The organism is Streptomyces sp. NPDC047022, assembly GCF_040644155.1.
Classification (GTDB): Bacteria; Actinomycetota; Actinomycetes; order Streptomycetales; family Streptomycetaceae; genus Streptomyces.
Window position 1 is genome coordinate 210333 of record NZ_JBEYVV010000005.1, and the last position, 15801, is coordinate 226133.

Genomic DNA, 15801 nt, shown 5'->3' on the forward strand with positions numbered 1-15801 from the left:
TCTTTCACGGTTCAAAAAGACTTCTCCGGAACCGGATCAGGTAATTCAGCGGGGCTGGATTCGACGGATCAGGGTGATGCCCTCGCGTACCGTGAGCATCACCTGTTCGACCCTGGAATCGTCACGGACTTTCTCGTTGAAAGCCCGCAGGGCCACGGTGTCGGGCTTGTGGTCCAGGGGGTTCGCCACGCCCCCGAACTGGAGCACGTTGTCGACGGCGATGAGCCCTGTCTCGGAGAGCCGGGGCAGCACCGCGTCGTAGTAGTCGCCGTAGCCCTGCTTGTCGGCGTCGATGAACACGAGATCCCAGGGCCCCTCAAGGCTCCCCAGCTGTTCCAGCGCCGGGCCGAGCCGCAGCTCGATCCGGTCGGCGTAGGGCGAGGCGGCGAAGTGACGGCGCGCTATCCCGGCGTGTCCGGGATCCGCCTCGCAGGTCACCAGGGTGCCGTCCGGCGGGAGTTCGGCCGCCATGCACAGGGCCGAGTAGCCGGTGAACGTGCCGATCTCCAGGACGGTGCGGGCGCGCAGCATCCGTACGAGCAGGGCCAGGAAGCGGCCCTCCAACGGGCCGACCATCATCTGCGGGACTTCGCACCGCTCGCGTGTCTCCTCGGCCAGCGCGGCCAGCGACGGCGGTTCGCCCGTCGAGTGCGTCTCGGCGTATGCCTCGACAGTGGGCCTGACGATCATGCGGACTCCCGGTCCGTCGTGGTGAGCAGCCAGCCGACGAGCTCGTCCTCCTGGCCGCGGAAGTAGAAGTGGTCGCCGGTGAAGAGACGAAAGGTGAAGCCGCCCCGGGAGACCTCGGACCACGCCTCGGTCTCCTTGGGGGTGACCTCCGGGTCGTCGTCGCCTCCACAGGCGGCGACGGGGCAGGACAGCAGGGGGCCAGTGCCCGGCCGGTACCGCTCGACCAGGCGGTAGTCGGCCCTCAGGGTCGGCAGGACGGTCTTGCGTACCTGCGGGTTGGCGAGGAGCAGGGGTGGCGTCGCGCCGAGCCGGGCGAGCTCTTCCCACAGGGCCTCGTCGTCGAGGTGCTTGACGCCGGGCCTGTGGTAGCGGGGAGCCGGCCGGCCCGACAGGCACAGGAGGGCCGGAGCCACCCCGTGCTCGTACTCCAGCCGGAGCGCCACCTCATGGGCGACGGACGCGCCCATGCTATGCCCGAAGAGCACGAAGTCACGGTCGAGCGCGGGCAGCAGCGCGGCGCTGATCCGGTCCGCAAGCTCGGCCATGTCGGTGATGTGCCGCTCCTCCACCCGGTCCTCGCGGCCCGGGTACTGCGCGATCATCGGTTCGGCCGCGGGCAGGACGCGTTTGGCCATGCCCCGGTAGAAGCTGGCGGCACCGCCGCCGTGCGGGAAGAACACCACCCGACGCCGTGCGGAGGGGCGAAGCCAGTAGCGGCGGAACCACAGATCCAGCTCGGCAGTCATGGGCGGCCCCCCGGTCCCGGGTCCGGCGCGCCCGCGGTGAGGGCCGCGGCGGGCAGGACCCGCGGTGTGGGCGGGTCGCGGTGCAGGCGTACGGGTCCGAAGCGGTCGGCGGCCTCGCGGGTAAGCCTGCTCAGGGTCAGATGGTATTGACCGTCGCGGCCGGGGTCGGTGCCGCTCTCGATGTCCTCGCGCAACGCCCGGAGCGCTCCCACCGCGGCCTCGGGCCACAGCTCGCCGAGGATCCGGGTGTGGTCGGGGCCGGTGCCGGGCCCGAGGGGTTCCGCGCTGAGGTGGCCGAAGTGGGCCGCCTGCGACTCCTCCATGCGCACGGTCGTACGCATGTCGTCCGGCATGTACGGGCGCGGGCTCCACATGACCGGGCCGTGCGTGTTGAGCAGGGTGAGGTGCCCGCCCTCGGTGTACAGGGTGATGCGGTGGAAGAGGTGGATGTTGTTGTCCGGGTCGGCGGGGTCCATGTCGTTCTGCAGCCGAAGCGTGCACGGGACCCCGGCGATCACCCCGTCCAGGCTCCGGTACACGGGCGGCGAGCCGGCCAGGTCCGCGAGTTCGGGCGGCAGATCGGCTGTCCGCCCGAACGCCCAGGGGCGGACCCCGCGCAGCGCCCGGCCGAGGATGTCGAAGAGGGTGTACAGCACCTGGAAGGCGCAGACGGCGTCGATGTGCAGGGCACGCTGCTCGGCCAGCAGCCGGCGGGCGGCGGCGATGAACCGCCGTACGGGCTCGACGTGCACGTAGTGGCTGTTGAGCCGGTACACCACCCGGTGCTCCCGTGCCGTGCGCAGGCAGTCGGTCAGTTCCCGTGTGTGCAGGGGGTGTTCCTGGAGGATGTGGTGGCCGCGGGCCATGAGCTGCCCGGCGAGGCGGGCACCCGGGCCGCCGTTGATGCCGGCGCCGACCACCACACAGCATGCCTCCACGTCCTTGGGCACCTGTTCGGGTTCGGTGAACAGGGGAACACCGTAGTGCCTGGCGATGCGCGCGGAGCGCTCGCCGCCCCGGGCCAGGACGCCGGCGAGTTCGTACGGGGAGTCGGGACGGGCGACGCCAGCGAGGTAGACGCGGCCGAACTTGGTGCCGGCGACCACGATCCGGGGCCGCTCGCCGCTCACAGTTCGCCCTCCTCCGGTGCCGACACCTCGTCCAGTGGGCGGTCGAAGAGATCCAGCGAGGTCACGGCCGGCAGGGCCCGCAGCCGTTCCACGACGAGGCCGGGGTCCAGCACCTCGGCGGCGTAGTGGACCCCGGCGGGCACCGTGCCCGCGAGCAGCGCGCCCGTTGCGAAGGCTGCGACCGCGCCGGTCAGTTCATAGGTGTCGGTGCCGCGCAGAACCAAGGCGCGCACCGTTTCCCGGCCCGCGCTGCGGCCGGTCAGTTCCAGCACGAACAGCTGGTACGGGTCCCGTCCGAACAGGTCGAGCCCTGCCGCGTCGATGAGTTCACGGGCGGCCGGTTCCAGTGCGCTCTGCCCGGTCATGGCGCCCTGGAGGCGTCCGAGTGCCTTGAGCATCCGGGAGCCTCCGTCGAAGACGTTGTACCAGTCGACGGTGGCCAGCCCCAGGTCGCGGGCGAGCCGCTCGACCTCGTAGCTGAGGTAGGGATAGGCACTGACCGTGCCCGGGAAGAAGGGCAGTTCGATGTCGTTGAGCGGCTGCAGGACGCGCAGTACGCGAGTGCCGTTGCGCCACGCCGACTGGGCCTCGCCGTAGGCACCGCCGAGGCTGAGCAGGTAGTCGCCGGCGCCGGCCGGGGTGAGCCGGTCCATGGTGCCGACGTAACCGAGCAGCCGTTCGGGTTCGTCGACGCCCTGGGCGGCGAGCCACCGTGGCAGCAGGCCGGTGAGGCCGGGCATCATGCCGGCGGTGAGGACGGCGGCCCGTCCTCGCCCGGCCGGATCGCGCTCGGACAGCGCGCGGTGCACCGGTTCGTCACCGCCCGCGTCGACGTAGTCGGCGCCGACGGCGAGGGCGGCGGCGGCGACCGTGTCCAGGACGCGGTATGAGGGGCCGGCGCAGTTGACGACGACGCTGCTGCCGGCGCAGAACGTGGCGAGAGACGCGGTGTTGTTCAGGTCGACGGCGTACGGCTCGGCCCGGTCGCCGAGGCGGTCGGCGCAGCGGGTCGCTTCGGCCAGGCGACGGCCGCCGATGCGCAGCCTTGCCTCGGGGTGGGCGGCGGCCAGTTCGCGTGCGGCCACCGCGCCGACCGCGCCGTAGCCGCCGAGGACGGCGAGGGTGCGGGTCACCGGGTGCCCTCCTGGTGTGTCGCGGGAGCGGTCAGGGCGGCGGCCAGTTCGGCCGTGTGGCCGGCGGACAGGCAGGTGAAGTGGTCCCCCGGGATGTGCCGGGTGCGCAGGCGTCCCAGACACAGCTCCGTCCAGTAGCGGGTGGCGTCGGCGGCGAGTGCCGGCCACAGCGGAGTGTCGTCGCGGTGCAGGAGCAGGGTGATGTCCCCGGTGTACGGGTCCGGGCGGTGGCCGGCCGCGGCCCGCGCGAGCAGGCGATGGGCGGCGTACCTGTCCCGGACCGCCTCCGTGCTGCTGCCCAGGGCCCGGGCGAGACGTGCCCACCGCTCGTCGGCGGGAGTGGTCGCCGCACGGGCGAACGCGGCGGCGGTGTCGGCGAGAGCGCCGTCCAGTGCGGCGAGCGCCCCGGCGGCTACCGTGCCGGGCGTCCGGGCCAGTACGGCGGCCAGGGCGGCGCCGGTCGCCCGCTGCCCTGGCCAGCCCAGGGCGCCGGGGTCCACTCCGCTGCCGAGGGCGAAGAGGTACTCGGCGAGGACCGGGTCCTCGACCGCCGCGGGCAGCGGGTAGCTGCTGACGACGGTCAGTTCGACGTCGGCGCCGCCCTCGGTGAGCTGCCGGGCCGTCTCGGCCGCGAGCAGGGCTCCGCTGTGGGCTCCGACCAGGCGGAAGCGGGTGTGCCCGGTGGCACGCATCAGCCGGGCCCGCTCGTGCGCGACGCGTTCGATCACGGTGCCCGGGGCGGCGTCGAGATGGGCGCCGAGGGGGTGTGCGGCGGAGACGTCGAGCAGGGGTCCGGTCTCCTCCAGCAGGTCGCACAGATCCTGGAGGGCGGGGCCGGCGGGGAAGCCCTCGCGGAAGACCGCCCAGAGCCGGTCGCCGGGATCGCCGGAGGCCGCGAGGGTCACCGGTGCGGCGGGGCCGGCGGCCTGGGGCGCCGCTCGGGGCGTGGGGGCCGTGGTGAGGATCTGCGCCAGGCGGTGCACGCTCGCGCCGTCGAGGAGTTCGCGCAGCAGTTCGTCGAAGAGGGTGTGTTCCGCTTCCGGCAGTTCCTCCCTCAGCGCTCCGACGAGCTGGGCGGCGAGCAGGGAGTCGCCGCCCGCCTCGTAGAACGTGTCGTCGCGGTCCGGAGCGGGCGTGTCCAGGACGCGGCACCACAGCGCGGTGATGCGCTGTTCCAGGTCCGTCATCGGCTGCGGATCCGCGCCGCGGATCCGCTCGGCGGTGCGGCGGGGGGTGAGCCAGGTGCGCAGGGTTCGCCGGTCCACCTTGCCGTTGTCCGTGAGCGGCAGTTCGTCGACGATCTGGATCTGCGCCGGGATCATCTCCTCGGGCAGCCGTTCTCCGAGGTGCGCGGAGAGCTGCGTGGGCGTGACCCGGGCCCGGTCGGCCTTGAAGCGGACGGCGAAGACGTGCATGCCGATGGCCGACAGCGGGTCGTCCGGGCCGGGCAGGCAGAGCACCGGCTCGCCGCCGGCCTCGGCGATCAGGGCGAGCCACTGGTCCCGGGTGACGAAGGTCTGGTCCTTGCCGTGGCGTACGTCCTCGAAGTCGCCGGCGGTGGCGTCGAAGAGGAACTCCATGGACGTGAGGATCTGGTAGTTGTCACGGGTGGTCTCGATGAACACCAGCCAGCCGTCGGGCGCCAGCATCTGCCGCATACGGTCCAGGACCGTGGTGGCGTCGCGGGAGTAGTGCATGACGTTGCCGCACAGGATGAGGTCGAGCGAGTTCGGCTCGATCCCCTGGGGCCGGAAGTCCTCGTTCATGTCGAACAGGGCGTAGCGCACCCAGGGGAAGTCGGCGAACCGTTCGGCGGCCTTGTTCAGGAAGAACTGCGAGACGTCGGTGAAGAGGTAGGAGCAGTCGGTTCCGGCCAGCCGGGGTACCGCCTCTACGCTGACGCCGCCCACTCCGGCGCCGACTTCCAGCAGTCGTACCGTGCCGTGCCGTGCGTGGTCGTCGGCGACGCGGCGCACCACCGAGGTGGCGATGCGGTTGAGGTAGGAGTTGAGGAAGCCCTGGGTGTAGGCGGCCTCCTGGATGTCGATGCGGCCTTCGGGGAACAGCAGTTGCACGGGGTCCTGTTCGTCGCGCAGCAGCTGCGGCAGGTGGGCGGTCGCGGTACGGAAGTAGTGCAGGAGCTGCGAGCCGTCCTGGGCGGAGGGCAGTGCGGTGTCGACTTGCCGCCATGCCTCGGCGACGGCACCCGGAGCGGCGCGGCGCAGTGCGCGGTAGCCGTGCTGCGGCTGGTGTTCCAGGTGCCCTTCGCGGACCAGAGCGGCGAGCCAGCGCCGGACCAGCCGGTGGTGCTTGGGGGCGGCCTTGGCGGCGGCCAGAATGTCGGCCGGCGGGTGCCGGGTCTCTTCGTCCGGGAAGAGACCGCTTTTCTGGAGGACGTCCATCATCGCGAGCAGGGCGGCCTCGTCGAGGCGCCGAGCGAAGGCGACCACCTGTTCGGCGTCCACGCCGGAGCGGATCTCCTCGCCTTCCGCGGCGACGGCCGCGACCAGGGCGCCATCGGTTCGCTCGACGGTGCCGGGCGCGAGGCGGGCGGTCTGTGCGAAGCCCACGAGACGGCGCTCCAGGGGGCGTTCGCCGTCCACGATCACCGCGCCCGCGGCGACCGCGGGATGGGCCTGGAGCGCCGCCTCGACCTCGGCCGCCTCGATACGGTGGCCGCGGATCTTCACCTGCCGGTCGTTGCGGCCCAGGAACTCAATCTCGCCGGAGTGCAGATACCGGCCCAGATCGCCGGTCCGGTACAGGCGTTCGCCGGTGCGCGGATGCCGTACGAAGCGCTCGGCTGTCTTCTCCTCGTCGTGCAGATAGCCCGCGGCGAGTCCGGCGCCGGCGATGTAGAGGTCGCCGGCGACCAGGTCGGGGCAGGGTTCGAAGTCGGCGTCCAGCACGTGGAAGCGCTGGTTGGCGAGGGGGCGGCCGTAGGGGATGGACGGCTGGTCCTCGGGGACCGCGCCGTCGACGGGGTGGTGGATGGACCAGATCGACGCCTCGGTCGCGCCGCCGAGGGAGACCACGCGCAGCCCGGGCACCTTGGCACGGATGCTGTCGGGCAGCCGTACCGGTATCCAGTCGCCGGACAGCAGGGCCAGACGCAGGCGGGGCAGCGGGACGGGGCTGGTGCCGAGGTATTCGTCGACCATGTGGAGCTGGGCGGGCACGGAGTTCCAGAGGGTGACGTCGTGCTCGGCCAGGAGTGCCGCCCAGTGCGAGGGGTCCGCGCGGCGGGCTGGGTCGGGCAGGACCAGGCAGCCGCCGGCCGCGAGTACGCCGAAGACGTCGTAGACGGACAGGTCGAAGCCCAGGTTGGCAAGGGCCAGGACCCGGTCGCCGGGACCCACGGCGAAGCGGCGGTTGATGTCCTCGATGGTGTTGACCGCGCCGCGGTGGGTGATCATCACGCCCTTGGGGCTGCCGGTGGAGCCGGAGGTGTAGATGACGTAGGCGAGATCGTCGGGGGTGCGCAGCCGTTCGGGCAGCCGGGCGGGAGCGGGCTCGGGCGGGAGTGTGTCCACGGCGATCGCGGTGACTCCGGTGGGCAGTCGGCCCGTGCCTGATCGGACCAGCGCGTGCCGGACCCCGGCGTCGCGCAGCATGCTCTCGCGGCGCGCCGCGGGCTGGTGGGTGTCCACGGGGACGTAGACCGCGCCCGCGGCCAGCGTGCCGAGCACGGCCGCGATCTGCTCCCAGCCCTTGTCCGCGACGACCGCGACCGGTTCGCCGGGCGCGCAGCCGGCGTCGGTGAGAGCGCGTGTCACGGCGGCGGCCCGGGCCGCGAGATCGGCGTGGCTGAGCCGGTGGGACCCGCTGATGACGGCGGGGGCGTCGGGGGTGCGCAGCGCGGCGGCGAGTGCGCCCTCGTGCAGCAGTGCGTCGGGCAGGGGGGCGTCGGTGGAGTTGGCCCGTTGCCGGCGCTCCCGCTGCGCGGCCGGCAGTCGCAGGGGCGCGGGCGACTCCCATGCCTCGTCGCTGTCCGCCAGGCGGTCGAGAAGGTCCTGGAAGGCGGCGAACATGTCGGCCGTCACCGTCTCGTCCAGGACCCCGGCGCGGACGTCCCAGTTGATGTCGAGGGAGCCGTCGCGCTCCATGGCCTGGCAGTCGATCCACACCTGCGGGGTCTGGCTGATGCCGTACACCAGTGCGCCGTCGGGCGGCGAGTCGCCGGCGGCCGCGGTGTTCGAGGCGTGTGCGGTGTGCGGCGGGCCGTCCGGCGTCTCCTGGTCGCGCAGGCCGATGGCGCTGGTGAAGACGACCGGCATCAGAGCGGCCTGCTGGCCGCGGCGGCGTGCGAGTTCTCGCAGCACCTCGACGCCGGTGAACAGGCGGTGGTCGAGGTCCTCGAAGAGCTGCTCCAGAACGGCGGTGGCGCGCTCGGTGAACGTTGTGCCCCGGCGGCGGTCGACGGCCAGCAGTTCCACGGAGGTGAAGTCGCCGACGAGGGAGCCGACCTGCGGGTGCAGGGGCAGCCGGTTGAGCAGGGTGAGGTCGAGGGTGAATCGCTCGCGTCCGCTCCATCGGCCCATCACCTCGGCATAGGCGGCCAGGACGGCACCCGACGGCGTCAGCCCGCGTTCCACGGCCCGGCGGCGCAGCGCCCGCCAGCGCCCCGGCGGCAGGGAGAGCTGGTGGCGCTCGAACCGGGCCGGGCCACTCCTCTTGGGTCCCTCGCGCAGGGGCAGCGGCGGGGCCGGAGGCAGGTCGTCGATCCGGTTCAGCCAGTAGGCGCGGTCGCGTTCGCGGCGCGGGCTCTGGCGCAGTCGGCGTTCGGCGAGCAGGTAGTCGCGGAAGGTGACGGGCAGTTCGGGCAGAGCGGCGTCCGGATCGGTGTACAGGGTGCGCAGTTCGTCGAGGAGAAGGTGCAGGGAGATGTAGTCGGCGATGAGGAAGTCGATCGACAGGTGCAGCAGGGCGTGGCCGGGCAGCAGGCTGATCCGCAGGTCGAACAGCGGCCAGGTGCCGGCGGGCAGAACCTGGTGTGACATCTCCGCGCGCATGGCGGCCAGGGCGGCCTCCGTCTCGTCGGCCCCGGCCGGGCGCAGGTCGGTCACCGCGATGCGGTAGGGCGGTGTGGACGCGAGTACGCGCTGCGCGCCCTCGTCCTCGACGATGGCGCGCAGCATGTCGTGCCGGTCGATCAGAGCCTGCCAGGCGGCTTCCAGCCGGTCGGGGTCGAGGGCGGCGAACCGCAGCTCGCCGTAGGCGTGGCAGGCGACCGAGCCGTAGTCGAAGACGTCACGGCGGCCGAGGAGGTAGGCGGTCTGGACGTCGGTGAGCGGGAAGGGCGCATGGCGTTCGGCGGGGCGCGCGGTCACGGTGACCCGCTCGTCCCCGGCCCGCAGGAGGTCGAGCACCTCGTCCTTGTGGGCCTTCAGGAGGGCGCGCCGCTCCGCGGTGAGGGCGCCGCGCGGGGCACGGAAGCGGAGCGTGCCCGCCTCCTGCCACAACTCGACCCCGCTGGCCTCCAGTTCGGCCAAGAGCCCGGCCAGGTTCATAGCACTCCTTCTTCCATGGGGATCAGGGCGCTCTCGGCGCTCCGGTGCTCGATGAGTCGGGCGAGCGCCTCGACGGTCGGTGCCGAGAAGAACTCGCGCAGCGTGAGGCGGACGCCGGTGGTCTGCCGCAGCCGTTCGGTGGCCCCGGTGGCGGTGAGGCTGTCACCGCCGAGCGCGAAGAAGCTCTCCGTGCGGCCGACCCGCTCGGCGCCCAGAAGGCCGGCGAAGAGCGCGGCGACCGCGGTCTCCAGCGCTCCCCTGGGCGCCTCGTCGGTGGGGCCCGGCTCCTCCTCGAGCAGGGCGGCGAGGGCGCCACGGTCCACTTTGCCGTTGGCGGTCAGCGGCACCCGGTCCAGGATCCGGATCCGCTCCGGGATCATGTAGCCGGGCAGCCGTTCGGTGAGGGCGGCGCGGAGTTCGACGGGCCGGGGCGCCTCGCCGTCCGGTAAGGCGAACGCTGCGATCCGGTGCCGGGGGCGCTCCCCCACCACGCAGGCGACGGCGCGGGCGATCCCGGGCAGCTCGTTCAGGGCGGCCTCGATCTCGCCGAGTTCGATGCGATGCCCCCGGATCTTGACCTGCTGGTCCGCCCGGCCCAGGAACTCCAGGATGCCGCCGGGCCGGTACCGGCCGAGGTCCCCGGTTCGGTACCAGCGCACGCCCTCGTGCGCCACGAACTGCCGTGCCGTGCGTTCGGGGTCGCCGCGGTAGCCGCGGGCCACCCCCTCGCCGCCGATCCACAGCTCGCCGGGCACCCAGTCGGGGCGGTCGCGGCCCGTCGGATCGGCGACGCGGAAGCGCTGGTTGCGCAGAGGGTGTCCGTACGGGATGGACGGCCAGTCGGGCAGCGGCTCGCTCACCGGGTACGCGTTGGACCAGATGGCGGCCTCGGTCGCACCGCCGAGCGCCACGAGCCGGCAGTCCGGGTTCCGGGCGGCCAGCCGGCCGGGCAGGTCGAGGCCGACCCAGTCGCCGGAGACGAGCGCCAGACGCAGCGGCTCCAGCGGGTTGCCGTCTTCTCCTGCGGCCGCGGTCAGCAGCATGTCGAGCAGCGCCGGCACCGTGTTCCACAGAGTGACCCCGTGGGCGCGCACCAGGTCGAGCCAGCGGTGCGGTTCGCGCCGGTCGCGTTCCTCCACCAGAACCAGGGCGCCGCCCGCCGCGAGCAGGCCGAAGATGTCGTAGACGGAGAGGTCGAAGTCGAGGGCGGACAGGGCGAGGACGCGGTCGTGCGGCCCGACCTCGAAGCGGTCACCGATGTCTTCGACGGTGTTGAGGGCGGCGCGGTGGGTGGTCTCCACGCCCTTGGGCTCACCGGTGGAGCCGGAGGTGAAGATGGTGTAGGCGAGTGCGGTGTCCGGCACGGCGACCGGCGCGGCGAGGGCGGTGTCACTGGTCCGGGCGTCCTGGACGTCCAGCACCGCGATGCCGTCCGGCCAGGCGGCGGCGACCTGGTCCACGTCGGTGAGGACGGCCACGGCGCCGGAGCGCCGCAGGATGCGCGTGCGGCGGACGGACGGCTGGTCGACGCCCACCGGCACATAACAGGCGCCGGCGGCGAGCGTGCCCAGCACGGCGGTGATCTGCTCGGGCCCCTTGGGCAGCACGATCGCGACGGAGTCCCCGGGCCGCACGCCCGCGGCCGTGAGCGCGCCCGCGACCCGCAGAGCCCTGTCGGCGAGTTCTCCGTGGTCCAGGCGCCCGTCCCGCCACAGCAGCGCGGGGCGCCCGGACACGGCGGCGGCCTGGGCGAAGAAGGGCTCGTGCAGCAGTCGTCCGCTGAGCGCGGCCCCGGTCGCGTTCACCTCGGCACGGGCGCGGGCCTGGTCCGGGGGGAGGTCCACGGGGACGGGCCGCCGCCAGTCGGCCCGGGCCAGGGCGGCCAGATGCCGTTCGTAGGCGGCGAGCATGGTGTCAAGCAGCCCGGCGGGGAACAGTTCCTCGACGGCGTCCCAGTTGACCGCGATCCCCTCGTCGCGCTCCACGACCTGGCAGTCCAGCCACACCTGCGGGGTCTGGGAGAGCCCGTAGACCTGCTCCCCGAAGGGCATGGTCAGGTCGGCGAGCCGGTCGGAGACCCCGAGGGTGCTGGTGAAGACGACCGGCATGGCCCCCTCGGCCGTCCCGGTGCGCCGGGCCAGTTCGCGCAGCACCCACAGCGCCGACACCGAACTGTGCTGCAGCCCCTCCCAGATCTGCTGCTGGAAGCGGCGCGCCGCGTCCGCCCAGCCCTCGCCGTCCTCGGGCCGGTGGCCCACCAGCAGCAGGGAGGTGAAGTCACCCACGATGTTGTTGATGTCCGGGTGCACCTCGCGCCGGTCGAACAGGGTCAGGTTCACGGTGACGTCGGGCTGTGCGCTCCAGGCGGACAGGACGTCGGCGAAGGCGGCGGCCAGTACGGCCGACTGGGTCAGTCCGGAGCTCCGCGCGGTGCTGGTGAGCGCCTGCCAGTCCCTCGGCGGGACGAAGAACTCGCGCCTGGTGAACCGGGGCGGCCCGGCGTGCTCCGGGGCGACGGCGAGCGGCAGCGCCGGGGCGGGCGGCAGTCCGGGCAGCCTTCCGGTCCAGTACGCCCGGTCGGCGGCGACCTCCCCGGGGTCGGGGGATGCCTGCAGGACGTAGTCACGGAAGGAGACGTCCAGGGAGGGCAGCGCGCAGGCGGGGTCCTCGTACAGCCGGGACAGCTCCCAGAAGATCGTCATGATGCTCAGCGCGTCCAGGACGATGTAGTCGAAACCGAACGCGATACGGGTGCGGTCGCCGTCGTAGCGGATGGCGGCGATGTGGAAGAGCGGCCACCGCGTCACGTCGAACACCCGGTGGTCCAGCGCGGCGCGCTGGGCCCGCAGTGCCTCCTCGGCGTGGCCGGAGGGCGCTTCGCCGACCTCGAAGGCGAGGTCCGGGACGTGTTCGAGGATGCGCTGGTTGCCGTCCTCGTCGAAGACCGCGCGCATCATCTCGTGCCGCTCGACGAGCCGGTTCCAGGCGTCCTCCAGCCGTTTGAGGTCCACGTCCCGGCCGTCGAACTCCCAGTACCAGTACGATCCGACGCCACCGAGCGTGAAGTCGGTGCCGCGCCCGAGCCAGTAGGCACGCTGGATGTCGGTCGCGGGGAACGGCTCGTGGCGGGCCGCCGGGTCGGGGGTGACCGGCGGCAGCCGGGTGGGGCGGCCCAGGCGCAGATCCGCGGCGAAGTCGCGCAGCACCGGCGCGGCGAACAGGCGGCCGAGATCAGCGCCGTGCAGGCCGGCCGCGCGCAGCCGGGTCAGCAGCCGGGTCGCGAGCAGGCTGTCGCCGCCCAGCTCGAAGAACCCGTCGCCACGCCCGACCCGCTCCACGCCGAGCAGTTCGCACCACAGTCCGGCCACCTTGCTCTCGATGACGCCCTGCGGCGGCTCGTGGCCGGTGACGGGCCGCTCACCGGCGAGGATGTCGCGCAGTACACCGCGGTCGACCTTGCCGTTGACGTTGAGCGGCAGGGCGTCGAGCAGGGTGAGCACGTCCGGGATCATGGCGGGCGGCAGCCGGTCGGCGAGATGGTCGCGCAGCAGGTCGGTGAGCGACCGCCCCGGCTCGTACGCCGACGGCAGCGGACCGGTGGCGGCCGGGGCGGACGCCGGGGCCGCATCCGTCGCCGGCTGCCGCACGACAATCGCGGCGGCCAGTCGTGTCGCGGGCGTCCCGATGCCGACTACGGCGGCGGCGGCCACCGCCGGGTGGTCCCGCAGAGCGGCCTCGATCTCGCCCGGCTCTATCCGGTGGCCGCGCACCTTGAGCTGGAAGTCGGCGCGCCCCAGGAATTCCAGGGTTCCGTCCGGCAGATAGCGGGCCAGGTCGCCGGTGCGGTACCAGCGAAGCCCCTCACGTTCCACGAACCGGTCCGCGGTGCGTTCGGGGTCTCCCCGGTAGCCTCGGGCCACCGAAGCGCCCCCGATCCACAGCTCGCCGGACACCCAGTCGGGGCAGTCCCGGCCGCGCGGGTCGACGACCCGGCAGCGCTGGCCGGGCAGCGGGACGCCGTACGGCACACACGTCCAGTGCGCGGGTGCCTCCTTCACCTCCTGCACGGTGGAGTGGATGGCCGTCTCGGTGGTGCCGCCGAGCCCGGCGAAACGCACCGAGGGGAAGGCCCGGCGGGCTCGTGCGGCCAGGTCGGGGGCGACCCGGTCGCCGCCGAGCAGGGCCACGCGGATCCCGGCGGTGGCGCCGGCGCCCTCGGCCGCCTCAAGCAGCATCTCCAGCAGGGTGGGGACGCAGTTGACGACGGTCACGTCCAGGCCGCGGACCAGGTCGAGCCAGGCACGCGCGTCGCGCCGGTCCTGCCGGCGCACGCAGACCACCGAGCCGCCCGAGCACAGGGGGCCGAAGATGTCGTACACCGACAGGTCGAAGTCGAGCGCCGAGACGGCCAGGGTGCGGTCGCCGGGTCCGAGACCGAACCGTTCGTTGAGCGCTGTCACGGTGTTCACGGCGCTGCGGTGCGGCACCTCGACACCCTTGGGCCGGCCGGTGGAGCCCGAGGTGTAGAGGACGTACGCGATGTGTTCCGGCGATACGGGGACGGGCCCGGGCAGCGGTGTCGCCCCGAGGGCCTCGTCGAGGGTGCGCTCGGTCACGGTCAGGCGCGCGCCGCAGGATGCCTCGATCAGCTTCCGGCGGTGTTCGGGCTGGTCGATGCCGGCGGGTACGTAGGTCCCACCGGCCGCGAGGACGCCGAGGACCGCGACGATCTGCAGTGGGCCCTTGGGCAGGGAGATCATCACGGTGTCGCCCGGGGCCACCCCTCGCGTGCGGAGCAGCCCCGCGAGCCGCAGGGCCCGGCCGGCGAGGTCCGCCCGGGTCAGGGAGCCGTCCGCCCACAACAGCGCGGGCCGGTCCGGGTCCCGGCATGCGAGCGTGAAGAACGGGTCGTGCAGGGTGTGTTCGGGGCAGGGCCGGTCGGTGGCGTTGACGGCGGCCCGGACCGCCCGCTGTGCCGGGGGCAGCAGGTCCGGCATGGGCTCGGTCCAGTCGGCGTCCGGCGCGGTCAGCCGGTCGAGCAGCATGCCGAGGGCGCCGGCCATGTCGTCCAGCAGGCCGGTGGGGAAGATCTCCTCCACGGCCTCCCAGATGATCCTGATACCGCCGTCCTGTTCGACCACCTGGAGGTCCATCCACACCTGCGGTGTCTGGGAGCTCAGCCACACCGGCCGGCCCAGCGCCCGCCGTACCTCGGGCTCGAACAGCTCCCCCATGCTCAGCGCCGAGGTGAAGACGACAGGCGCGAGCGCGGCGCCGGGGCGGGTGCGCGCCAGGTCGCGCAGGACGTCGGTGCCGGGGTAGGCGCTGTGCGCGGCGGCGGCACGGAACTCGGTGTGGATCCGGCGGGCCAGGTCGGCGAAGGACTCCTCACCGGTGGCGTCCACGGTGAGCAGCAGCAGGTTGGTGAAGTCGCCGACGAGTGCGGGGACTTCCGGATGAAGCGGATCGCGGTCGAACAGCGGCAGGTTGAGCAGGAAGTGCTTCTCCGCGCTCCAGGCGGCCAGGACTCCGGCGTAACAGGCGGCCATCGCCATCGCCGGGCTGAGGCCCTGTTCGCGGGCGCGGGCGGTGAACCGTTCGCGCTGTTCCGGTCCCAGCCACAGGACGCGGCGGCCGGTGCGGGGCCGGTCCAGCCGCTCCGGCGGACCGGCCAGCGGAAGGTGGGGCCCGGAAGGCAGCGTGGGCAGCCGGCCGGCCCAGTAGGCGCGGTCCCGTTCCAGGTTGGCCGGCGGACGGGCGGCCCGGTCCGCCAGATAGCGCGGATAGCTGTAGCCGAGGGGGCCGGGCGCCCACTCGGGGTCCGCGTAGTGCCGTGCGAGGTCGGCGAGGGCGATGCGGAAGCTCATCGCGTCGCACACCAGCATGTCGACGTCGAGGTGCAGTCGGCTCGTGCCGTCCGGCAGGAGGGTCAGGCGGGCGTCGAGCAGGGGGCCGACGGCCGCGTCCAGCCGCTGGTGGGACAGCCCGGCGCGCAGCCGGTCCAGTTCGGCGGCGGCCTGCTCGGCGTCGTTCGACCGGAGGTCGTGCGTGCCGGTGAGGCCGGTGGGCGTGCCGGTGATCCGCTGGGTGCCGTCGGGCAGGAAGCGGGCACGGAACATGGCGTGCCGCCGGGTGAGGGCGCGCAGCGCCGCGTCCAGCCGGTCCGGGTCGAGGGCCGGACCGTCGAACTCGAAGTAGAAGTGACCGCCGACTCCGCCGAGCACCTGGCCGTCGGCGCGGCCCACCCAGTAGGCGTGCTGCATGGGCGCGAGCGGGAACGGGGCGCGCTCGTCCGGTGGAGCCGTCCGCGGGCCCGCGTCGCCGCCGGCGGGGTTCGCCACGTCGGCGGCCGTACCGGCGCTCCGTGCCATCAGCCGCCACCACTGCGCGAGTCGGGGGCGCTCCACCAGGTCACCGAAGCGGATCTCGGCACCCTCTCGGCGCCACTGTGCGGCGAGGGTCATGATGGCCATCGAGTCGAGCCCCAGGGCGGTCAGGTCGTCCTGGTCGCCGATGGCGCCGGGCGGTTCGCCGAGGAGGTCGGCGACGGCCCTGCGCATCGTATCGAGCGTTATACGCATGAAGATCCCCT

The 15801-nt window shown here is 73.3% G+C and carries 6 protein-coding genes; all 6 read right to left on the reverse strand.

Annotated features, from left to right (window positions below; all coding sequences use genetic code 11):
• Positions 1-45: 45 nt before the first annotated feature.
• From ABZ845_RS09055 to ABZ845_RS09080, 6 genes are read right to left on the reverse strand one after another with little or no spacing between them, the layout of a single operon-like run.
• Positions 46-690, reverse strand: a complete 645-nt coding sequence (locus ABZ845_RS09055; RefSeq protein WP_360975045.1) for a class I SAM-dependent methyltransferase — start codon at positions 688-690, stop codon at positions 46-48.
• Positions 687-1436 carry an alpha/beta fold hydrolase gene (locus tag ABZ845_RS09060; protein WP_360975048.1) on the reverse strand — a complete coding sequence of 250 codons (750 nt, stop codon included), beginning with the start codon at positions 1434-1436 and terminating at the stop codon, positions 687-689. The genes ABZ845_RS09055 and ABZ845_RS09060 overlap by 4 nt, the downstream gene beginning before the upstream one ends.
• On the reverse strand, positions 1433-2566 hold the full coding sequence (locus ABZ845_RS09065) for a Gfo/Idh/MocA family oxidoreductase (RefSeq protein ID WP_360975051.1): 1134 nt from the start codon (positions 2564-2566) through the stop codon (positions 1433-1435). Before ABZ845_RS09065 ends, ABZ845_RS09060 begins: the two co-directional genes overlap by 4 nt.
• Positions 2563-3699, reverse strand: coding sequence for a saccharopine dehydrogenase NADP-binding domain-containing protein (locus ABZ845_RS09070; protein WP_360975054.1), 1137 nt, complete (start codon positions 3697-3699; stop codon positions 2563-2565). Before ABZ845_RS09070 ends, ABZ845_RS09065 begins: the two co-directional genes overlap by 4 nt.
• Positions 3696-9209 carry an amino acid adenylation domain-containing protein gene (locus tag ABZ845_RS09075; protein ID WP_360975057.1) on the reverse strand — a complete coding sequence of 1838 codons (5514 nt, stop codon included), beginning with the start codon at positions 9207-9209 and terminating at the stop codon, positions 3696-3698. Before ABZ845_RS09075 ends, ABZ845_RS09070 begins: the two co-directional genes overlap by 4 nt.
• Positions 9206-15769, reverse strand: a complete 6564-nt coding sequence (locus ABZ845_RS09080) for an amino acid adenylation domain-containing protein (protein WP_360975060.1) — start codon at positions 15767-15769, stop codon at positions 9206-9208. The genes ABZ845_RS09075 and ABZ845_RS09080 overlap by 4 nt, the downstream gene beginning before the upstream one ends.
• Between the last annotated feature and the right edge of the window lie 32 nt (positions 15770-15801).